Source organism: Arthrobacter sp. NPDC056493 (assembly GCF_042795115.1).
In the GTDB taxonomy this organism is placed as follows: domain Bacteria; phylum Actinomycetota; class Actinomycetes; order Actinomycetales; family Micrococcaceae; genus Arthrobacter.
Window position 1 is genome coordinate 1 of sequence record NZ_JBHTSL010000012.1, and the last position, 21,385, is coordinate 21,385.

The window sequence follows — 21,385 nt, forward strand, 5'->3', positions numbered from 1 at the left end:
GCCCAATTTGCCGCCTTCATTGGGCGCTAAGTGACCCCGCGCTGCCCCAAGTTTTCCGCGGCGACCTTTAGAGTGAACTGACTGGGTGTGAGCCGCCGCACGAAGGACACGATGGACTACTACGCAAGCAACGCGCTGCGTGAGAACCATGCAGGCTGGTCCCTGCTGCGCGCCCAGAACGCCCGCTGGCCATCTCGTTTTTCATGGCAGCATTCACGGAGCCCAACCAGCCAGCGTGCTGATGGACGAGGATACGCTGCTCGCGCACCGGGAAGCGTGGGGAACCGAGCCGTCCCCGTCGAGGGCTGTACTGAGCAGGCTGACGGAGGAGGAGGCTGCACTCTATGAGGCGCTGGGCAATGACGCGTACGGGCCGTCGGTCCGCCTTGAACAGGAGCTGATCCGCTGGGACTGGGCCTTGGAGCGCCTCCACCCCCCTGGTTGAGCACGCCGAAAACCCCGGCCGGACCTTACCGCCGCCCGCCTGCCACCCCGGCACCGCGGGCGCGCCGGACGCGGGTCTTGCCGGTGTGCACCAGGAACGGAACCGCACGGCGGTGCACCCGCCCATGCGAGGCATGAACCGCCGCAGAGGGAACCGCAGCGGGCACCGCCCGCTCGGAAACGGCACGCTCCCGCGATGCCCTCGCGTCCGCGCCCCGGTAGTAGAAGTGCTTGGCCGTCTCCACGAGCACCAGGTACAGCACTACCATTCCCACGAGTGCCAGGAAGAAGGGGCCAGGCAGGGGACGGAAGCCGACGAGGCTGCCGAACGGCGTGTACGGAATGACGGCCCCGGCCGCCGCCACGGCCAGAACGCCGGCTGTGAGCGTGGCCGAGGCGCGGCTCCGGAAGAAGGGGATCCGGCGCGTCCGGATGACGAAGACGATCAGTGTCTGGGTGGCGAGCGACTCCACGAACCACCCGGCCCTGAACTCCTCCGGCGCCGCCTGGAAGACCCAGAGCATGAGCCCGAACGTCGCGAAGTCGAACAGCGATGAGATGGGACCGAAGATGAGCATGAAATGCCGGATGGCGCCGATGTCCCAGTGCGCGGGCCGCCGGAGCTGGTCCGCGTCCACCCTGTCGGTGGGGATCGCGAGCTGGCTCGTGTCGTACAGCAGGTTGTTGAGCAGGATCTGCCCCGGGAGCATCGGCAGGAAGGCCAGGAACGCGCTGGCCGCCGCGGCGGAGAACATGTTGCCGAAGTTGCTGCTGGTTCCCATCAGCAGGTACTTGATGGTGTTGGCGAAGATCCGCCGCCCGCCCACCACACCGTCGGCCAGCACGCCAAGGTCCTTCTCAAGAAGAACGACGTCGGCCGCGTCCTTCGCGATGTCCGTCGCGCTGTCCACGGAGATGCCGACGTCGGCCCGGTTCAGTGCGAGCGCGTCGTTGACGCCGTCGCCCAGGAAGCCGACGGCATGGGCCCGCCTCAGGACGATGACGATGCGCGCCTTCTGCTCCGGCGAGACCCGGGCGAAAACCCGGGCGCCGGCAGCGGCCGCGGCCAGCTCGTCGTCGTCCATGTCGCTGACCTGGGCACCGGTGAGGACGGCGCCGTCGGGCATGCCGAGCACGGAGATCACGTGCTGTGCCACGAGCGCGTTGTCGCCCGTGGCCACTTTGACCTCGACGCCGAGCCCCGCGAGCCGCTGGATCGACGCCCGGGCGTCGGCCTTGGGCTGGTCGATGAAGCTCAGGAAACCCGCCAGCGTGAGGCGGGTACCGCCGTCGTCCTTGTCTTCTGCGCCAGGCCCGGCGGCGGGCCCGCTCGCGACGGCGACCACCCGCGCCCCGCGCCGGAACAGTCCGTCGAGGAGCGTGCGGGCGTCGGGACTGACGCCGGCGCAGCGGTCGAGGACCGCCTCCGGCGCGCCCTTGAGGATGCGCACGGGGCCGCCGGCCCGGGCCACCGTGGTCTGCATGGTCCGCGTTTCGTGGTCGAAGGGGCGAAGGCCCAGCCGGTGCTGGCCGGCGAGCGGCGGCCGGCGGTCCGGAAAGGCCGCCCACAGGGCGGCGTCCACGGGGTTCTGCCCGGCACCGGAGGCACCGGGTTCGGCGGGATCGGACTCGCAGCACAGCAGCGCGAGCTCGACGAGCTGCCCGGCCGCGTCCAGCCCCGGAGTGACCGGCAACGCCTCCTCGAAGCCGATCCGTCCCTCGGTGAGCGTGCCGGTCTTGTCGGTCAGCAGGACGTCCAGGTTGCCCAGGTCCTCGATGGCGAGAAGCCGCTTGACCAGGACGCCGTCCTTCGCGAGGAGGCGCGAGCCCGCGGCGAGGCTGGTGCTCACCACGGCGGGCAGCAGCTGCGGCGTGATGCCCACGGCGATGGCGAGGGAGAAGAGGACTGAATCGAGGAGCGGCCGCTGCAGCAGCAGGTTGATGGCCAGGATGCCTCCGGTGAGGGCCAGCCCGACCCACAGGAGCATGAGCGAGAACTCCTTGAGGCCGCGCTGGAAGGCCGTCTCGGGGAGGCCCTGGGCGAGGCCCGCGGCGATGTGGCCGAACTCCGTCTGGTGCCCTGTGGCGGTGACCACGGCGCGGGCCGTCCCGGCGTGGACCACCGTGCCCATGAGCAGGCAGCTGGAGAGGTCTGCGAGTGAAGAGCCGGCCGAAACGGGGTGCACGGACTTCTCCACCGCGGCCGATTCGCCGGTGAGGACGCCCTCGTCCGCCTCGAGGTGGTCGGCCTCGAGCAGGCGGGCGTCCGCCGGGACGATGTTCCCCAGGCCGATGCGGATCACGTCTCCGGGGACGAGTTCCCGTACGGGCAGGGGCCGCTCGGCTCCGGCCCTGACGACGACGATGGTGTGGCTGATGCGCCCGTGCAGGTCTGCGGCGGTGCGTTCGGCCCGGTACTCGTTCACGAAGCCGAGCAGGGCGCTGCCGAGCAGGATCGTAACGATGACGGTCGCGTTCAGCTGGTCACCGGTGGCAAACGACAAACCCGCGGCGGCCACCAACAAACCCTGCAGCGGGCTCGCGAACTGGCGGACCAGCACGTGCGGCCAGCTGACGCGCCGGGCCTCGAGGACGTTCGCGCCGAGGGCCAGGCGGCGGGCCGCTTCCTCCTCGTCGAGCCCGTCGGAGGCGGAGCCGAGCGCCGCGCGAACATCCCCGGCTGGCATCGTCGCCGCCCGGGCGACGGGCAGCTGCACGGACTGGGGGTGAGTCTGCACGCTCACGAGGCACACTCTACGCTCCCCCATCCCGGGCGCCTACACGCGGGAACGGGCCAGGGTTGGCAGGGGCCAGCCTCAGTCCCGGTCGTACCGGGCGAGTGCCTCTATGTAGACAGCGGCGGTTTCCTGGTCGCCCCTGTCGGTGTATTTGGCGATGATGTTCGCCAGGTCGTGTTTGATCACCCAGTGCGCGTCATAGGGTTCACGAGGAACGGGAACGTAATCGTTCATTGTTTCTCACCCCCTTGCGCATCCTCACGCTCCAGCAGATAGCGCAGAAACGCCGCCTGGTTGTCGATTTCCCGCTGTTTGCGCGGGGAAACCCACTCCAGCAATTCTTGGTCCTCAGCCATGTTGTCCACCCCTTCCAGGCTATGGATTGATGGTGAACCCGTTCATTCAAGATCGGCGAAAGTTTCAGGCAAGATCAGCCAAGTCTTCCGCCACAGCAACGCGGTCAGGACTCCAGCCCGCGAAGGGTCTCCTTGGCTCCGTGGCTGTGCAGGCTGGCCAGGGCGTCGGTGTAGGCGGCCACAAACCACTCGTTGTCGATGAGGTCGCCGAAGACCTCCCGGATCGAGATGAAGGACAGCGGGTCCTGCCGCTGGCGTGAAGCTGCAGCCATCAGGGTGTCCTTCAGCCGGTCCACCACCTCGATAGGGTTGCCCTGCTCGTCAACGCCTTCCGCGTACCGGGCCCAGCTCGCCACGATGGCCGCCGAGCGCTTGATCTCTCCCCCGTTCTCGAGGTTGATCCGAACCACGGGCAGGAGCCACTTCGGGATCCGGTCCGAGCTCTCGGCGCACAGCCGGGCCAGGGTGTCGCGGACGTATTCGTTGGAGAACCGCTCGATCAGGGTCCGCTTGTACGTGTCGAGGTCGATCCCGGGCACCGGCTGCAGGGTGGGGGTTGCTTCCCTGTCCATGTAGTCGAGCAGGAACCGGGCGAACAGCGGGTCCTGCGCCGCCTCGTGCGCGTAGCGGTAGCCGGCGAGGTGGCCGAAGTAGCACATGCCCTGGTGGCTGGCGTTGAGCAGCCGCAGCTTCATCAGCTCGTACGGCTCCACGTCCTCGACGAGCTGCACGCCGGCCTTTTCGAAGGGCGGCCGGCCCAGGCTGAAATGGTCCTCCAGCACCCACTGCTCAAACGGCTCGCAGACCACCGGCCAACCGTCCTCCACGCCGAATTCCTCCGCGATGGCCCGGCGGTCGTCGTCGGTGGTGACGGGCGTGATCCGGTCCACCATGCTGTTGGGGAACGGCACGTTTCCGGCCACCCAGGCTCCCAGCTCCGGATCCTTGAGCGACGCATAGGCGGTGAACATCTTCCGCGCCACGTCGCCGTTGCCCTGGATGTTGTCGCAGGACATCACGGTGAAGGGCTCCAGGCCCCGATCACGACGGCGGCGCAGGGCTTCGGTGATGAGCCCGAAGGTTGTGCGCGGCGCGGCACCCGGCTGGAGGTCGTGGACCACGTCGGGGTTCCCGGCGTCGAAGTCCCCGGTGACGTGGTGGAAGTTGTACCCGCCCTCGGTGACGGTCAGCGAAACGATCCGGACGCCGTCGAACGCCATTTTCTCGATGACCGCCTCGGGGTCATCGGGGGCGAAAAGGTACTCGATGATCGAGCCGATGACGCGGCCTTCGCGCGTGCCGTCGGGGTTCTTCACCACCAGCGTGTACAGGCAGTCTTGGCCGTCCATGACCTGCTTCATGCGGGCATCGCCGGGCAGGACGCCCACCCCGCAGATGGCCCAGTCATGTGCCAGGCCGGCGTTCATCAGCTGGTCCAGATACATGGCCTGGTGGGCGCGGTGGAAGCCGCCGACGCCGAAGTGGACGATCCCCGCGGTCAGGGCCGACCGGTCGTAGGACGGCTTGCCCAGGCTGGCCGGAAGTTCCTTAAGCGTTGCGTTCGTGAGCATGTACTGTTTCCTTTCGGCGCGGGCTGTCAGCGGCCCGGGTAGACGACGGCTTTGAGCTGGCCGGGCTGCTTGCCGGCCTTGAGCGCTTGCTCTGATTCGGCGAGGGTGAACCTGCCGGTGACCAGGATGTCCAGGTCCACCTTTCCGTCGGCGATGAGCTGGGTGGCCAGCGGCCAGGTGTTTGTGTAGCGGAAGACGCCGGAGAGCCAGATCTCGCGGTTCTGGATGAACGAGACGGGGAGTTCGACGTCGTCCGCCCCCAGCCCGACGAGGATCACCTTTCCGGCGGGGCCAACGGCCTTGATTCCGGAACGGACCGCCTGGGGTGCGCCGGACGCGTCAATGAAGGCATCGACGTCGAGCCCTTCCACAGTATCTATCTTCGCGTTCACCGCGTGCGTGGCGCCGTGTTCCAAAGCGAAGGCGAGCCGGTCCTCGGCGATGTCGCTGATGTAAATCTCGGTGGCGCCGAACGCCCGTGCGGCCTGGGCGGCGATGATGCCGATAGGTCCGGCGCCGGCGATCAGCACCCGGCTGCCGGGCTTGATGCCGGCGCGTTCGCAGGCCCACAGCCCCACCGAGAGCGGTTCGATCAGGGCGGCGGCCTCGTCGCTGACGGTGTCCGGGATGTCGTAGGCGAAGTCGCTCTGGATGGTGACGTATTCGGCGAAGGCGCCGTCCACCGGCGGGGTGGCGTAGAACTCGATGTCCGGGCAGAGGTTGTAGCGCCCGGCCTTGCACTGCTTGCAGGTGCGGCAAGGGCGCTGGGGTTCGACGGCGACCCGCTGGCCAAGGCGGGCAGGGTCCACGGCGGTTCCGACGGCGGCGATCCGGCCGGAGAGTTCGTGGCCGAGGATCAGGGGGTGGTCCACGACGTAGTCGCCGATGCGGCCGTGCTCGTAGTAGTGGACGTCGCTGCCGCAGACGCCGACGGCGGCCACCTGCACCAGGACCTGGTCGGGCTCGAGGTGCGGGACGGGCAGGGTTTCCATCGCCATGCTCCCCTGGCGTTTCAGGACGGCGGCGCGCATGGTGGCGGGCACGTCTGTTTGGCCGGGGGTGGCGGACTGGGTGGTTGTTGTCATGGAAAATCGTTCCTTATGAAGTCGGGAGGGTGGGCGCTACTTCACGGCACCCAGCGAGAGTCCCTGGACGAGCTTGTCCTGGGCGGCGAAGCCGGCGAACAGCACCGGCAGGGAGATCACGACGGCGGCCGCGCAGACTTTGGCGAGGAAGAGGCCCTGTCCGGAGACGAATCCGGTCAGGAACACCGGGGCGGTGCCGGCGACGACGCCGGTGAGGACACGGGCCAGGAGCAGTTCGTTCCAGCTGAAGATGAAGCAGATCAGGGCGGTGGCAGCGATGCCCGGCATGGCGACGGGGGCGATGATCTTGCGCAGGATGAGCAGCAGGTTGGCGCCGTCGATCTGGGCGGCTTCGAGCATTTCTTCGGGTACTTCGGCGAGGAAGGAGCGCATCATCCACACCGCGATGGGCAGGTTCATGGAGGTGTACATCAGGATCAGGAACCAGATGTTGTCCAGCGCCCCCACAGTCCGGGCGAACAGGTAGAGCGGCAGGATCGCGGCCACCACCGGCATCATCTTGGTGGAGAGGAAGAAGAACATCACGTCGGTCCACTTCTTCACCGGCCGGATGGACAGGGCGTAGGCGGCCGGGATGGCCAGCGCCAGGACCAGGACGGTGGAAAGGATCGAGGCGGTGGCGGAGTTGATCAGCGGCGGCCACGGGCTGACCCCGGACGTGGCGCCGAAGAACTCCTTGTAGGCGTCCAGCGTGAGGTCCGCGGCGATCGACGGCGGGTTGGTGGCGGCGTCGGTTTCGGAGTGGAAGGAGGTCAGGATCATCCACAGCACGGGCGTGGCGAAGAGCAGGGCCAGCAGCCAGGCGGCGATGCCGGCGGCGGTGTTGTTCCGGGTGGGGTCCATCCGGGACTTGCGCCCGGACTTTCCGAAGCTGCGGCGGGAGCCTGCCTTCACGGGAGCGGGGCCGGGCTGCGTGCTGTGGGGCGCGGTGAGGGTGCTCATCGTGCTGCCTCCTTCTTGAAGAGCGAGAAAACGGTGCGGAGGGCGAACGTGGCCACGATGATGGTGCCGATGACCACCACGACGCCGGCGGCGGAGGCCAGGCCGTATTCGTTGGCGAAGTAGAACGTCTGGTAGATGGCGTAGGGCAGGTTGGCGGTGCCCAGTCCCCCGGCGGTGAGGGTGAAGACGGAGTCGAAGTTCTGCACGATGTAGATGGCTCCGAGCAGGCCGCCGAGCTCGATGTACTGGCGCAGGTGCGGCAGCGTCAGGTGCCGGAAGATGGCCCACGGGGTGGCGCCGTCCATCTGCGCCGCTTCCACGGTGTCCATCGGGCGGGACTGAAGTCCGGCCAGCAGGATGAGCATCATGAATGGCGTCCACTGCCAGACCAGGGACACGATCACTGCCATGAGCGGCGCCTGGGACAGCAGGTCCAGCTGGGGCGCGGCGTCGCTGCCGAACAGCGACCAAGCCCAGGTCAGGATGCCGTTGATCAGCCCGTAGGTCGGGTTCAGCAGGGCGTGCTTCCAGATCAGGGCCGCGGCCACGGGCACCACCAGGAACGGGGCGATCAGCAGGGTCCGGGCCAGTCCCCTGCCGATGAACTTCTTGTCCAGCAGCAGGGCCAGGCCCAGGCCGACCAGCAGGCTGGCCAGGACCACGGAGACCGTGAGGAGGACGGTGGTGAAGATGGCCTGGCGCAGGTCAGGGTCGGTGAGGACAGTGACGTAGTTCTCCAGGCCGGCGAACGCGGTCTTGTCCGGGCTCAGGCTGTTCCAGTTCAGGAACGAGATGATCAGCGTCACCACGAACGGAAGCTGGGTGACGATGATGAGGAAGACCAGGGCCGGCAGCAGCGGCGCGCGCCGTGCCCAGGCCAGTGCGCGTTCCCGCGACCGGGCGTTCCGTGAGTTGGTGTTCCGTGGAGGTGTGGCTGCGCTGTGTCCCGGACGGGAGATACGCGCCGTTGCGGTGGTCATGATGTTCTCCTGCGGTTGGGTTGAGGTCACTTGTACTTGTTGCCGACTTTTTCGGCGGCCTGTTGGCCCTTGGCCAGTGCGTCGGCCACGGTGCCCTGGCCCGCGATGGCGGAGCTGACACCCTGGGAGACGCTGGTGCCCAGCGCCGCGAACTCGGGAATCCCGACGAACTGGATCCCGACGGCGGGGCGCGCCTGCGCGCCCGGGTTCTTCGGGTCGGCGTTCTCGATGGCGAAGCGTTCGGCCTTGAAGAACGGCGCGGCCTGCTGGAATTCGGCGTTCTCGTAGGTGGAGATGCGCTTGCCGGAGGGAACCTTGGCCCAGCCGAGCTTGGCGGCAACGAGTTCCTCGTAGTTCTTCGAGCTGGCCCAGGCGATGAACTTCCCGGCAGCGTCCTGTTTCTTTGAGGCCGCCTGCATAGCCCAGGACCAGGTCCACAGCCAGCCGGAGGACTTGGTGTTTTTCACCGGCGCCTGGGCGTAGCCGATCTTCCCCTTCACCGGTGATGCCTCGGCTTCCAGCGCACCGGCGGCGGAGGTGGCGTCGTACCACATGGCCACTTTGCCTTGGCTCATGTTGTTCAGGCACTCGGTGAACCCGGCCTGCGCGGCACCTGCCTCGCCGTGCTCGCGGACCAGCTTGGTGTAAAACTCGGTCGCCGCCGTGAATTCCGGAGCGTTGACCTGCGCGTTCCAGTCCTTGTCGAACCAGGTCCCGCCGAAGGTGTTCACCACGGTGGTCAGCGGCGCGAACACCTGGCCCCAGCCGGGCTGGCCGCGCAGGCAGATGCCCTTCATCCCCGGCGCCGCGCCGTCCACCTTCGCGGCGAGATCGGCCACCTGATCCCAGGTGGGCTTCTCCGGCATGGTCAGGCCCTTGGCCTCCAGGATGTCCTTGCGGTACATCAGGAACGAGGACTCGCCGTAGAAGGGCTCGCCGTAGAGCTTGCCGTCCTTGCCGGTGAGGGACGCCGTGTAGGCGGGCAGGATGTCCGCCTGGTTGAACTTGGGATCCTTGGCCACGCTGTCCAGCGGCGCCAGCCAGTTGTTAGCCGCGAAGAAGGGGATCTCGTAGTTGGACAGGGAGGCGACGTCGTACTGGCCGGCCTGGCTGGAGAACTCCTGGCTGATCTTGGCCCGGACGTCGTTCTCCGGCAGGACCGTGTAATTGACCCTGATGCCGGTTTCCTTGGTGAAGTTGTCCGCGGTCAGCTTCTGCAGGTCCTCCATCTGGGGGTTGTTCACCATCAGCACGTTGATGCTGTTCGGGTCGCCGGCAGCTGGTCCGCCGCCCGCACCGGCGCAGGCCGTGGCGGACAAGGCGATGCACAGGGCACCGGCGGCCAGTGAGGCGGCGCGCATGTTGGGACGCATAAGAACTCCTTTGTGCTCAAGAGTCGGGACACGAGCCGGGCCGAAGTAGTGGGCCAGACTCTAGGGCCGCTAGGCCCGGTCGGTTCTCAGTTGAGATGCTCATATGAGCAACAGCAAATGCTCATCTGTCATGTGACTCTAGTCATATATACTCGTTTGAGCAAGAGGCAATACTCAAATGATCAGATGTGCGAGAGGTGACGAGCATGACGGAGCACTCCCATGAAGAGCTTCTGGCGCGCATCAGCAGCGAGTACTACCTGGAAAACCGCTCCAAGGTGGAGATCGGCGCCAGCTACGAGATCTCGCGGTTCCAGGTGGCACGGCTGCTCACGGAGGCCCGCGAGAAGGGCATCGTGGAGATCAAGGTGAACTTCCCGTCCCGCGTCTCCGCCGCTGACATCCGCCGCATCGAGTCCTCGCTGGGCATTGGCGAGGTGGTCGTCGCGGACACCAACGGGGATGTGATCCAGGCGCGCGGCATCCTGGCCAAGGCGGCCGCCGTCGAAATCTCCCGGCAGGCACCGGCGGGCGGGACCATGGGCATTTCCTGGTCCCGCACCCTGGACGTGGCCTCGCGGCTGGTCCGGGAGCTCCCCCGGTGCGACGTCGTCCAGCTTGCCGGCGCCCTCCCCACGGAAGGCGAGAGCAATCCCCTCGAGCTGATCCAGCGGCTGGGACATGTGAGCGGGGGGCTCACCTGGCCGCTGTGGGCACCTCTGGTGGTGGAAGATCCGACGACGGCGGCAGGCTTGCGCCGTCAGCCGGAGATCGCCGAGGCACTGGCGAAGGCGGATTCACTCGACCTGGCCGTGGTGGCGATTGGGGCGTGGAAGCCCGCCACTTCCACCATCTGGGACCGCGCAGACGCCGGACTGCGGCAGGCCGCCATCGAGGCGGGCGCGGTGGCCGAGTGTTCAGGCCGGCTGCTTGACGCGGCAGGTGTTCCGGTGGAGTCGGGGCTGGACGAGCAGATCATCGCCGTCACCATCAAGCAGCTGCAGCGGACCCCGAAGGTGATCGCCGTGGCCCAGGGCGAGGGACGGGCTGAAGGCGTGCTGGCCGTGGCCAAAGCCGGCTTCGTCACCACGCTGATCATTGATTCGCCGCTGGCCCAGGCCCTGACTGACCTGATCGACGAGGGGAAGAGTAACTGACGCCCGTTCAGACGCCCTTGGCCCTGGCCTGGACCAGGTTGGCGAACGGTAGCCTTCCGTAGATGCTGACGAATTTCGCGTGGTACGCGGCTTCGGCAGCATTCAACTCCGCTGCTGAGTACTCCTTCCACGCGATGACTAGAGACTGGGAATCGGCGAGCTGCCAAATGAGCCGCCCGCCCCAATGGCCAACGGGCTTCCCGCGCCCGAAGTCAGCGAATTCCTGAATTCGCTTTCGTAACCCCCGGTTGCCGGTGCTTCCCGGGCCTGCTTTCCCGATGTAGAGGACGTCCGCGTCCTCAATCCACTCCGCTTCCAAGGAGGTATGAAGCATCGATGGATCCCGCCGCTTGAATCTGCCGCCCACGCTCTTTGCCAGGAACAACCGTTCGAAGCCCTCCGGTTTGAGCACTGCATAGATTCCGGGCCCCTGCGGAACCCTGTTGATATCCAACTGCTTGAACGACCGGAATCCGGTGAACCCGTCGTCCTTCAGCGTCTGCTTGTTGATCTGCAATGCGTGTTCCTTAATCTGGTCGTTGCGCCTGAGCAGATACCGGCTACTCGAGGTGGGCGTAATTCGGCAGTGCGAACGTCTGGGCCGGTGTGCGGCCCGGGCTCGTACGGGCGGCGATCCCGCGCACGATCCGCGTGCCGGCTACGCGCACAGCAGCCTGCAGCACGGCGACACCGGCCCGTGAGGTGGGGTTCGCGATCCTCGGTACACCGGGCGGCAGTTTTTGGGTCTGGCTGACCCACGGCCGCATTATCCGCTCATACGCGGCCAAGCCATCGCATAGGGCTGTGTGCTTGGCGATCTCTCCCGCCAGCACGTAGGCACCCACGACGGCGAGAGTCGTGCCCATGCCGGTCATCGGGGAAGGACAATGGGCGGCGTCACCCACCAGAACGACGGGGCCATTCGACCATCGCGCGGCATGCACTTGGCCCACTTCCTCGAAGTACAGGTCCTCGACGTCTTCCAGCGCTCTAAGTACGCGGTCGGTCTCCCAGCCGCCGCCGGAGAAGGTCTGGCGCAGCAGTGCGCGCTGCTCCTCCGGGGTCCGCCCGCTGGCGGCGTTGCGCTTTTCACCCCGCGCCAGGGTGCGGGTGATCAGCACACGCATGGTGCCGTGCCGGTCCGGCCGCAGGGAGATGGTACCACCTGGGGTGTTGAACCACCGCCACCAGTCGGTGTCCGAGCCGGTGCGGTCGATCGTCGCCCAGGTCGCCTCCAGACCCAGGGACGTCACCACCGGTTCGTCACCGAAGGCCAGCCTGCGGGTGTCGGAGCCGATGCCGTCGGCGGCGACGACGAGGTCGAACCGTTCCGCGCTGCCCTGCTCGAACGTCACCAGGGCGGCGTCGCCTTCCTGCTGCAGCGCCACGATGCGGTCGCCGAAGCGGTAGTCGGTACTGGCAGAGGTGTTGGAGACCAGCAGCTCGGCGAGGTCGCCGCGCAGGATCTCCACCTCGGAGGTCAGGCTCATGCCGCTTGGGTCCCCGACCGGGAACCGCGCCAACACCTGCCCGCGCGCCCCGACAAACTCCAGCCCCGACTCGCCGGTGTGAGCCGCACGGACCTGGTCCTCCAGCCCCATCCTCCGGATGACCTGAAGTCCCGCTCCGTTGACGTCAACATTCTGCCCGCCGGTACGCGGAGCCGGTGCCCGCTCCACAATCGTCGTGCGCCAGCCATAACGCTCCAGCCAGTAGGCCAGTGCCGGACCGGCGATGCTGGCGCCTGCGATCAGAGCGGAAGGAGTAGGCATGCTCCGAGGGTAGCTCAAGCAAACCCTTTCCGCTGTGAGTCTCTGGCGGGCATTGAGTACAACCCCGGGCAGGCACATCCAGCTGGAGCACCCCAACAGCTCCTACCAGAACGTGCGCGAGTTCGGCGTCGACCTGCGGGCGTGCCCGGAGAGGACCATCGGCGACGAGGACCAGTACCCGGAGCAGAAGTACCGGCCCTCAATCGCCTCGTCTGGTCGACTGTCTAGGTCGGAAATCACGGGGCGGCGCAGCCCGAGTCGAGGTGTATGTTCGTTGCCCCATCCGGCCGATCGAGTTTTAGGAACTTTATTTGGCTTTATTCGCTTAAAATAAAGTTCGGTAGACATCAATTCCTGTCTTAGTTCTCCCTCGCCGTAGAACCCGGCGGAACGCAACCCGGCTCAACTGGTTACCGAAATGGGTTGTTAGCGGCTTTCTTACGCAGAAGCCGTCACAGGTACTTCTTCAAGACCTGGGCGAATGCGTCCCCGGTAGTGACGAGCCATTCGACAAGCTCCTGGGACTGAGCCTCGTCCCGGAAGTCCCCAGGACGTGTGGTTATGAGTTTGGATGCCTTCCGTCCGGGCTTATCGTCCCACTCGAGGACGAAGCCGAGGTCGGCTTCGATGCCCTCGCGTTGGGCTAACAACTTCGCGTAGAGGGCTTTGTCGTGGTTGATCCAGAAAATCGTTGCAACTACCGGCTTCTGCGAGTTGGCCTGGAGCGAGATCACGGCACGAGAGTCTCCAATACCGGCGTCATACCAGTTCTGGGAAGCCGGCTTGCGCCAGGAACTGATGTGGGTTGCGTTCGCCACACCGTACTCGCGTACCCGCTCGAAGAACGCAAGCTGTGCGTCCTTCACTGACGATCGGTTTACAGCCCGAGCGCGACCGTTCAGCTTTTGACGGCGGGTGCCTATCGCCTCGTTGTCGACATCTAACCCGGCAGCGTCCGCTAGCTCCTCTGCGCTAATGAACTGATTGGGATCCGCGTGCCCTTCTGCATCGAACCGAAGGCCCTCCTCCTCAAGCACCACCTGCGGGTCATCCGCGCGGTCCGGATCGGTCCATCGGAATCCCGGCGAAATGGTCCCGCCGGTCTGCAAGACGCGCCAGGCGTTGACCATTGGATAGTTTGCCACTATCGCGGCCAGTGGCTGGGCCCAGGTGCCGGCCACGATCGCGACATCGCCATAGGACGTCCAGCGACCAGATGGGATCTCTGCGATGATGGCGGCAATTTGCATGCGCAGGGCTGACGGTTCGTCTCCTACAGCAACGATGCGCTCGTCGGGACCCGGCCAGAGTTCAATGATCTTCTCTGCCAATTCAGCGCTGCGTACGTTGATCTCGTTGACGCCCCATGAAGCGTGGGCAGCAATCGCCTGGTTCATTGATACGCCGCTCTTGGCCAGGAGCTCCCGCTTTACTTCGAACGGTTTGTTGCTGAGCTCGCTGTTGTAGCCACTAAGAGTAAGGTTACCGAGCGTATGCACAACCCGCTCATGTTCGTAGTCAATGTCTGCGCCCATGCTGAAAGCCTGCGCGAATGTGGTTCGCACGGAATCAGTCATTGTCTGGGGCAGCACATGCTCAATCGTCAGATGCTTAGGATCGAGCTCGACAATCTCTTTCGGGCGGTACGCCTCCTCGAGCCATTGCAGGATGAGCTTTTTTTGCGCGCCACGGCCCTGCCAGTAAAACGCGACTGTTTCGGCAGCTTCGCGAATCTGTTGGTCGGTCGCAAAGTGCTTGCGACCGCGGGAAAGGTATTCCCGCAGCCCGATGTCGATTCGGTCCACATCGCTGATGGCTCCCACGGCCTGAAGCAACGTTCGGTTCAGATTCGCAGTGGCCCGTCCGATCACGATGCGCCGCACGAAATAGGACTCCAGGTACGTCAGCGCCCGCACGACTTCCTCGTCAGCCGCGGTGCCGGCAGCACGTCGGGCAAGGATCTGCATCACGACTGGATAAGCTGTCGTAGAGCCCCAAGCCTTGATCCTGTTGAGTCGCCGACGAATTTCGGCATGCTTTTCTCCCGCAGGAGTAAGAATGGTCGCGAGCACATCGCCTAACTTGGCGATGCGGACCACCTCGGTCTCGATCTCGTCGGCAGTCTTTAGCTTTTCCAGCCGTCGTTGCTGTCCAACGTAGGTGTCCGACTGTTTGGCTCGCTCATCGCGCTGAGCAAGGTCGAGCCAGAACAACAGTTCGAGGTTCTCAGAGTCGAGTTTCTTCTCTAGTGGAAGCCAAACGTTCTCGTAGACCGAATCTGCGCGTTCACCGAGCCGCATGAATAGATAGTTCTTGAGCAGGTCACTTTGCGTCAGCCGGAGACCAGTGTTGTTCAGGGACTCGAAAATGCGGTGTGCGTTGTCCGAGGGCTCGGCAGTTACCACGACGAGCGCGAGACCACGTACGACGGCGGCTTCAAGCAGCTGCAGGTCACTTGGGTTGTCTGGATCCTCGGCCGAGGCGATCTTCGAGCGAAAGAATCGATACGCTTCGCCAATGCCATCTTCCCCGCCAGCCTGGGGCGAACGATTTAGAACGGCCATGTAAGCGGGCCGATCTGTCTGGGTCGGCAGGACCTTGAGCGGCTTGCCACTATCGAAGACGTTGACCAAGTATTGCGCATCAATGCCGCTCGCCCGATCGGTATTTCCTGTCTCGCCCAAGTGGTCACGGAGCGCCGCCAGAAGGAGAGTCAGCGTAGTAAGTCGCTGCTGGCCGTCGACGACCAGGAACTTATTGACGCCAATGGCACCGAAGTCAGGACTGCTGGCGAGCACAAGAGAACCGATGAAGTGCGAGGCCTTCGGGTCGTCGGCAAGAGCACGCTCCAACTCGACGACGTCTGACCACAGCTGGTCGAGCTGCTTCTTACCCCACGAGTACACGCGCTGGTAAAGCGGAATCTGGTATTGCTTCTTGCCTTCCAGAACACCCGCGAGCGTCCCGTTCTCCGCTCGAACCACACGCGCCTCCTTGAGGTGTTATCGGATAACCAGTACAGAGTAACTGCGTGTCTGTTATGACCCAGGTACCAGTGTCGCCGGCGTCGAGGACGTGTCTTGCTGCGCCATCATGTGGTGCGCCAAGATATCCAGGCTGTCGCATGGAAATGGGAACAGTTACTCCGAACCTTGAGCCCAACAGAGCACCACTGCCTGGCGGCTAAGCCGCTTCGCCGAAACTGGCAGCATAGAGGTACTTTCTGCAGAGAGATCCAATTGCTTCCTTCTCAGGACCTCGCGCCCTACCGTTCTCCTCATGGCCAGAATGACGCCCAAGGAAGCCACTGCTGTGAATGTGCTGCTGGGCTATTTTGCAGGTAGATCGGAACAACCGCCAGCCGAGATAGTGCGGTCACTCGAAACGCTCGCTAACCGGGCGGCGCACAATCGGTTGCAAGCGGGTGGAATGAAACGGCTGTACGGCGCCAGTGGCCCTCATGCCTATCCGGCCGAACCCGAGCAAACCAATGAGCTGCCGACGGACCCAGTACCTGCGAGCAGTGACAGCACCATCCCAAACTATTAGCCCAACCTTCGCCGGATACGGGCCAACATTGAGCCCGTCCACCCACCGACCGCCGTGTCAACATCTGAGCAATGGAAACATGCTCAAAGCATGCAAGGGCGCCGAGAGCTGGGCCGGTGAAGGGGCCTAATCCTGGCGGTCTCAATCAGCCGGGCCGACTCAAATGTAAAGGTAGGGACAGGGTGGAAGAGGAGCAAGAAGGCCTTAAGGCCTTTGTTCTCACAGGAGAACAGTTGAAGTTACTTCCACCGTCTATGGGTGGGCCTCGCCGAAAGAGCCCTCGAAAACCCACAAGGCCTTGGCAGGATCCGCCGGAGCTCTTGGTACCCATCGATAAGATGACCGACGAAATGTGGGCCAACTGGGATTGGCCCCCGGATCACGAGAAGATCCCGTCGAACAAGCGGAAGACCGCCCTGATATTGTGGCGCCGGGACGGAAATATTTGCCAGGTCTGCGGGCTCAGGGTCGACATCGGCCTTCGAAACGGGCATCCCGGCATGGCCAGCATCGATCACATTAATCCCGTTCGCCGATATGCGCCCGCGTCTGACGTCTCAAACCTAAACGTCTGGGGAAACATTCGTCTCGCACATCTGAACTGCAATACGGCGCATGCGGACTTCGACCCGCGGCTAATCGCCCTCGACGACTACCGCCAAATGCTGCGAAAGGCCATCGATGAATTCGAGCGTCAGGGCATTGCTAGTCCCCCCAAGACAGCCATGACACGTCGTGAAACGCCGTACGTAACTCCTGCCTGGGAATTGGAACAGAGAACGGGGCGCCCTGCGGGCACCTTTGGTGAAGAATGGACAACGAAAGGGTAATCGTCGTCTACCGGGTCCTTGCCGGAGAGCACTTGTCCAACAAGCCCGTACAACTTGCTACGCTGGGATTCCCCCAAGAATACGCAAGCGAGGCATAACGTGCACGAGGACGCCGTCCGGTTCCTGTCCCAGCCGGTGGAGGCCCAGCCCGGCTCACCGCTCCGGGTCGCCGTGTACTCCCGGATCGCCGAAGCCATCCGCAACAACCTGCTGCAGCCCGGCTCCATGCTCCCCACCGAGACCGAGCTCGGCACCGACATGAAGGTCAGCCGCACCGTCGTCCGCGAGGCCCTGATGCTGCTCGAGGAGGACGGCCTCATCCGCGCCCGGCGCGGCGTCGGCCGCTTCGTCTCCGACACCCTCCCCCGCATCGGCATCGAGCGCATCCGCCCCTTCGAGGAGGTCCTCGGCGGCCCCGGCCACCAAGTCGAGATCAAGCGCATCCAGGTCGAGAAGCAGCCGGCCTCCGAGTTCGTGGCCCCCGGCGTCGGCGTCGACCCCGGCAGCGACGTCTGGCTCTGGGACTCCGTCCTCATCCGCGACGGCGAACCCATCGCGCACCTCCAGGAGAACATCTCCGCCCTGCCCGTCAGCTTCGCCGGCGGCGCCGCGGCGCCTTTGGACATAAACGACGACGGCGGCACCACCTTGCTGACGGCGCTCAACAGGGCGGCGGGCCGGGGACTGGGGCCGGGCGAGTGCCAGATCAGCCTGAGCCAGGTGGGCCCGAGCCGCGCGAAGCTGCTGGACCTGCGCCCGTCCGACCCCGTCCTGGTCCTCACCCAGTACGTGCGGCACGCGAACCGGCCCTTCTACCTGGCCAAGTGCCTCATCGCGGACCGCGCCGGGCACCTCTCGGTGATGCAGTCACTCCAGTCTTAAACGAAACGGCTCCGCCAGCCGAGCTAGCGGAGCCGTTTCGTTTAGAGCGATGCCTAGCGGACGGCCTTGTCTGCGTTCACCCGGCCATACGCCCAGAGGGTGCCAGTGCCGGAAATTTTGTCGGCGGTTGATTCGACATTTGCCCGGACGGACGTGTTCGTGGCGCCGGCATGCGAGCTCCAGGCAAGGGCGGCGGTTGCAGCGACAATGGGCGAGGCCATGGAGGTACCGCTGGCAATGTCATAACCCGTGTGCCGGCCGTTCTGCGTGCCCAGGACGAAGGTGTGGTTCGGGAAGGTCGAGTAGACATTGACACCGGGAGCCGCGACATCCACCCACTGGTCGCCGTAGCTTGAGAAAGCTGCCTTGGCATCGTTGTTGTCGGTTGCGGCAACGGCGATAACGTTTGGATAAGCGCCCGGGTAAATCTTGGCCTGGGTTCCGGCGTTGCCTGCCGCGGCGACTACCACCACTCCTCGGTTCCACGCATTGTTGACCGCAGTTTCCAGGGTGCGGGATGCGACGCGCTGCCCAAGGCTCATGTTGATGACCTTGGCACCGCTGGTGACGGCCCAGTTGATGCCGTTTGCTATGGCTGATGAAGAGCCGGATCCGCTGTCGTTCAGCACCTTGGCATCCAGGATGCTGCAGCTCGGGCACACACCGGCCACACCGATCGTGTTGTTGGCGGTGGCGGCAACGATACCGGCGACGTGTGTGCCATGACCGTAGTTATCTTCACCCGTTGCGGTACCACTGAAGTTGGCGCGTGCAACAACCTTTGGCGCGATGTCGGGATTGTCGCTTGCCACACCTGAATCAATGATGGCGACTTTGATGCCGCTGCCGGTCGTGACGTTCCATGCCTCGACGGCGTCGACATCAGCGTCCTGCTTGCCCGTGGCCACAGTCTGCGTGCCGTCGGTGTTGGTGAATGATTGGCCGTTGTTTTGCAGTGCATATTGGCGGGGGAAGTACTCGTCGGCTGTGGCAGCAGTAGCCAGCTCGTCCGGCTCGGCATACTCGACGACCGGGTTTCGGCTTAGGGCTTCGATGAGCTGAAGCTCTTTGCCGGCCGGCACTTTGACAAGTTGGGCCCCGGTGCTGCCGATACCGGGACCCTCCTTGAGGCCGTGCTGGCGCAGTACGCCGGCCGCCGAGGCTTTCTCACGGAACTTGACCATGATTTGCCCGGAGATGTGCGACGACGGGGTCGCCGCGTTGCTCATGGTCACCGCGTTGCCTGGAGCTGCAAACGTGATTGCGCCACTGCCTATGATTACCGCCGCGAGGCTGGCCACAACGATTCTTTTCATGGGACGTATCTTGCTTCAATCAGCACCTGCTGGACAGCAAATGCCCGAAAATTACTCCCGCGGCCTGCCGCCACGTACTGCTAAAGGCACTTGGGTTGGTAGGCCGGATCCGCGGGGCCGGACGCCTGGCCCAGCGCGTGGGCCACGATCTGGTGCACTACGGGGTCGTTCGGCGTCTGGTCGTGTTCGAAGGCGTCGGCCGGGCACTTGTCCTGGATGGTGATGTTGGTGACGTGCCGCGCCGGGCCGCTGAGGAACTGGCTGTTGTAGGGAATGACCACTTCGTCGTGGACCGTGGAGATGACGGTGTAGGAGGGTCCCGCTACAGTGTCGCCGATGGAGTTGAGCTTCTGCATGAAAGCCGACCCTGCCTGCTGGTCGGCGCAGGCGGCACAGCCCAGGCCGGTGTAGTTGGGATCGGGGACAACGCCCGGCGACGGGACGATCACACCTTCGGTGCCGTGGTTGGAGGGTGCGATCCCGATGAGCTGGTGGACATACTTGGCGCCGCCCAGGAAACCCATGTAGTAGCGGGGCATCATGCCGCCCTGGCTGTGGCCCACGAGGTCCACCTTCTTCGCGCCGGTGGCGGCACGCACTGAGTCCACGAACGGGGCGAGTTCCTGCGCCGATTTGGCCACCGGCGCGGTGGCGTACACGCCGTTTGTCTCGCCGTAATTGAGGGCGAAGACGCAGTACCCGGCGCTCTTGAGGTACGGCGAGAGGGTGGACCAGTTCTTTTCCATGCTCTCGAAGGTTCCGGGCACCAGGACCACCGGATACGGATGTTCTGCGCTTGGTTTGCAGGACCAGTCGTTCGCTCCGGGCGGGGAAATCTGCACAGTTCCCGCATGGGCGGGAGCCGCGGCCAGGGAACCGGCAAGGACGGCAACGGCGGCGGCGGACAGGGCTTTGGTGAGCAGTGACATAGAAACCTCTTTGTTCGCGTGTCAGGGGGTGCGGGCCCGGCAGTAATCCGTGTTCGCGGGATCAGCCAGGGTTGTCCGGGTACCCAATGTAGGCAGCACGGAGCCCTGCACGGCCATGGTTTTGCACGGACGTGCGCGGAAATCCGCTGCCAGGGTGAACCCTGCCCACCCCGAGGTAACGCCCCGCTTTGACCCAAAGTTACTGGTCAGTACATTTTTTCCCATCGCGAGGCCTGCGAAAACCACCGAACGCCCCTGCACAAACGTTCATTGGCTGGGCAGTACAACCAGGTCCGCTCGGCGCGCCCGAGTTTTTGCCCAGGTGTCGCGGCCTGACTCGTGCCAAGCCTGGATTATCTGTACAAAAACTCGGGCAGCCCAACGTCTAGGCGACCGCAGGCACCTGGCCGCCCATCGCCGTCGAACTTTCCGGAGAGAAGGAAAGCAGCGTCTCCACCAAATGCGGCGCGAAGTCGTCCTCCAGCGACAGCACCACCCGGCAGCGGGCGCCGGGCTGCTCCGGGTAGTCCATGTACATTCCGCGGAGCTCGCAGATGGTCTGGCCGCGGCCGGGACCGTCGGTGGTGTCGACGGCGACCGTCACCAACGGGGCCACCGCCGCGCTGACGCCGCCCACCGCGAGGGCCGCGGCGAGGGGGTCGTGCATGGCGGAGCAGGCCCGCCCGAAGATGCCCTCGTAAAAGCGGAAGTAGTAGCCCAGCATGTCGCCGAGGGCCTGCGGGACCGGGTGGTCCGCCGCGAGCAGTTCCTGCCGGTGGCTCTCCTCGAGGACGTTGGACATGGTGACGTCCAGCGGCACCAGGGTCACGTCCCAGTCGGCGGCGAGCACGTCCGCGGCGGCTTCGGGGTCGTTGGCGATGTTGGCCTCGGCCACGCGGGTGATGTTTCCGGGCGCGAAGGCGGCGCCGCCCATGATGGTGATGTTCTGCACCAGCCGGGGCAGCTCGGGCTCCAGGCGCAGTGCTTCGGCGATGTTGGTGAGCGGCCCAACGGCCAGGATCCGCAGCTGGCCGGGGTGTTCGTGGGCGAGCCGGACCAGCATCTCGGCGGCGGTTCCGGGCACCAGCTCGGTGTCGGCGGCCTCCAGCGAGACTTCGCCGATTCCGTTGGCGCCGTGGACGTGCGGGGCGCCGCCGTGGAAGGTGCCGGCCTGCGGGTCGTGGGCTCCGAGTGCCACGGGGATGTGGGCGTGCCCGGCGAGCTGGAGCAGGTCCAGGGTGTTCCGGGCGCCGACGGCGGCACTGACGTTGCCGCTGACCGTGCCGATCCCCCGCACGTCCGCCAGCGGCGCGGCGAGCAGGTAGGCCAGGGCGAGGGCATCGTCGATCCCGGTGTCGCAGTCGAGGTAGAACGGGTGGCTGGTGGGCGTGGTCATGCTGGGTTTCTCGTTTCGTTGGTGCTGGACGTGCTGGTGGAAGT

Annotated in this window: 18 protein-coding genes; 4 read left to right on the plus strand and 14 right to left on the minus strand. The window is 65.2% G+C overall.

Annotated features, from left to right (window positions below; translation table 11 throughout):
- Positions 1 to 148: 148 nt before the first annotated feature.
- On the plus strand, positions 149 to 445 hold the full coding sequence (locus tag ACFQ50_RS07420; RefSeq protein ID WP_377994975.1) for a Wadjet anti-phage system protein JetD domain-containing protein: 297 nt from the start codon (positions 149 to 151) through the stop codon (positions 443 to 445).
- A gap of 25 nt (positions 446 to 470) precedes the next feature.
- Here the strand turns inward: ACFQ50_RS07420 and mgtA are convergent, their stop codons facing one another.
- The 8 genes from mgtA to ACFQ50_RS07460 form a co-directional block, all read right to left on the minus strand.
- Positions 471 to 3,188, minus strand: a complete 2,718-nt coding sequence (gene mgtA / locus ACFQ50_RS07425; protein ID WP_377994882.1) for a magnesium-translocating P-type ATPase — start codon at positions 3,186 to 3,188, stop codon at positions 471 to 473.
- 72 nt (positions 3,189 to 3,260) lie between these two features.
- The gene (locus ACFQ50_RS07430; RefSeq protein WP_377994883.1) at positions 3,261 to 3,416 is read right to left on the minus strand and encodes a hypothetical protein; all 156 of its coding nucleotides are present in this window, start codon (positions 3,414 to 3,416) and stop codon (positions 3,261 to 3,263) included.
- On the minus strand, positions 3,413 to 3,538 hold the full coding sequence (locus tag ACFQ50_RS07435; protein WP_377994884.1) for a hypothetical protein: 126 nt from the start codon (positions 3,536 to 3,538) through the stop codon (positions 3,413 to 3,415). Before ACFQ50_RS07435 ends, ACFQ50_RS07430 begins: the two co-directional genes overlap by 4 nt.
- Positions 3,539 to 3,642: 104 nt before the next feature.
- Positions 3,643 to 5,109 carry a mannitol dehydrogenase family protein gene (locus ACFQ50_RS07440; RefSeq protein ID WP_377994885.1) on the minus strand — a complete coding sequence of 489 codons (1,467 nt, stop codon included), beginning with the start codon at positions 5,107 to 5,109 and terminating at the stop codon, positions 3,643 to 3,645.
- A 26-nt stretch (positions 5,110 to 5,135) separates the two neighbouring features.
- The gene (locus ACFQ50_RS07445) at positions 5,136 to 6,194 is read right to left on the minus strand and encodes an NAD(P)-dependent alcohol dehydrogenase (RefSeq protein ID WP_377994886.1); all 1,059 of its coding nucleotides are present in this window, start codon (positions 6,192 to 6,194) and stop codon (positions 5,136 to 5,138) included.
- Between the two features lie 36 nt (positions 6,195 to 6,230).
- A complete protein-coding gene (locus ACFQ50_RS07450) occupies positions 6,231 to 7,157 on the minus strand; it encodes a carbohydrate ABC transporter permease (RefSeq protein ID WP_377994887.1) in 927 nt (308 codons plus the stop codon).
- Positions 7,154 to 8,137 carry a carbohydrate ABC transporter permease gene (locus tag ACFQ50_RS07455; protein WP_377994888.1) on the minus strand — a complete coding sequence of 328 codons (984 nt, stop codon included), beginning with the start codon at positions 8,135 to 8,137 and terminating at the stop codon, positions 7,154 to 7,156. Before ACFQ50_RS07455 ends, ACFQ50_RS07450 begins: the two co-directional genes overlap by 4 nt.
- A 26-nt stretch (positions 8,138 to 8,163) precedes the next feature.
- Complete coding sequence (locus ACFQ50_RS07460; protein WP_377994889.1) at positions 8,164 to 9,510, minus strand: ABC transporter substrate-binding protein; 1,347 nt, start codon at positions 9,508 to 9,510, stop codon at positions 8,164 to 8,166.
- 206 nt (positions 9,511 to 9,716) lie between these two features.
- Here ACFQ50_RS07460 and ACFQ50_RS07465 point away from each other — a divergent pair, with 206 nt between their 5' ends.
- Positions 9,717 to 10,667, plus strand: a complete 951-nt coding sequence (locus ACFQ50_RS07465; RefSeq protein ID WP_377994890.1) for a sugar-binding transcriptional regulator — start codon at positions 9,717 to 9,719, stop codon at positions 10,665 to 10,667.
- 7 nt (positions 10,668 to 10,674) lie between these two features.
- Here the strand turns inward: ACFQ50_RS07465 and ACFQ50_RS07470 are convergent, their stop codons facing one another.
- The 3 genes from ACFQ50_RS07470 to ACFQ50_RS07480 form a co-directional block, all read right to left on the minus strand.
- A complete protein-coding gene (locus tag ACFQ50_RS07470) occupies positions 10,675 to 11,184 on the minus strand; it encodes a hypothetical protein (RefSeq protein WP_377994891.1) in 510 nt (169 codons plus the stop codon).
- A 43-nt stretch (positions 11,185 to 11,227) separates the two neighbouring features.
- Complete coding sequence (locus ACFQ50_RS07475; protein ID WP_377994892.1) at positions 11,228 to 12,439, minus strand: FAD-dependent monooxygenase; 1,212 nt, start codon at positions 12,437 to 12,439, stop codon at positions 11,228 to 11,230.
- Between the two features lie 452 nt (positions 12,440 to 12,891).
- Entirely contained in the window at positions 12,892 to 15,423 is a 2,532-nt protein-coding gene (locus tag ACFQ50_RS07480; RefSeq protein ID WP_377994893.1) for a DUF4268 domain-containing protein, read from the minus strand.
- Positions 15,424 to 16,326: 903 nt separating this feature from the next.
- Between ACFQ50_RS07480 and ACFQ50_RS07485 the strand changes: the two genes are divergently transcribed.
- Positions 16,327 to 16,818, plus strand: a complete 492-nt coding sequence (locus ACFQ50_RS07485) for an HNH endonuclease (RefSeq protein ID WP_377994894.1) — start codon at positions 16,327 to 16,329, stop codon at positions 16,816 to 16,818.
- Positions 16,819 to 16,917: 99 nt separating this feature from the next.
- Positions 16,918 to 17,700 carry a GntR family transcriptional regulator gene (locus ACFQ50_RS07490; protein WP_377994895.1) on the plus strand — a complete coding sequence of 261 codons (783 nt, stop codon included), beginning with the start codon at positions 16,918 to 16,920 and terminating at the stop codon, positions 17,698 to 17,700.
- A gap of 53 nt (positions 17,701 to 17,753) precedes the next feature.
- Here ACFQ50_RS07490 and ACFQ50_RS07495 read toward each other — a convergent pair whose 3' ends face one another.
- The 3 genes from ACFQ50_RS07495 to ACFQ50_RS07505 form a co-directional block, all read right to left on the minus strand.
- Positions 17,754 to 19,016: a S8 family serine peptidase gene (locus ACFQ50_RS07495; protein ID WP_377994896.1), complete on the minus strand. Its 1,263-nt coding sequence runs from the start codon at positions 19,014 to 19,016 to the stop codon at positions 17,754 to 17,756.
- An 80-nt stretch (positions 19,017 to 19,096) separates the two neighbouring features.
- On the minus strand, positions 19,097 to 19,945 hold the full coding sequence (locus ACFQ50_RS07500) for an esterase/lipase family protein (protein ID WP_377994897.1): 849 nt from the start codon (positions 19,943 to 19,945) through the stop codon (positions 19,097 to 19,099).
- Between the two features lie 385 nt (positions 19,946 to 20,330).
- Positions 20,331 to 21,341 carry a nucleoside hydrolase gene (locus tag ACFQ50_RS07505; RefSeq protein WP_377994898.1) on the minus strand — a complete coding sequence of 337 codons (1,011 nt, stop codon included), beginning with the start codon at positions 21,339 to 21,341 and terminating at the stop codon, positions 20,331 to 20,333.
- Positions 21,342 to 21,385: the final 44 nt, after the last annotated feature.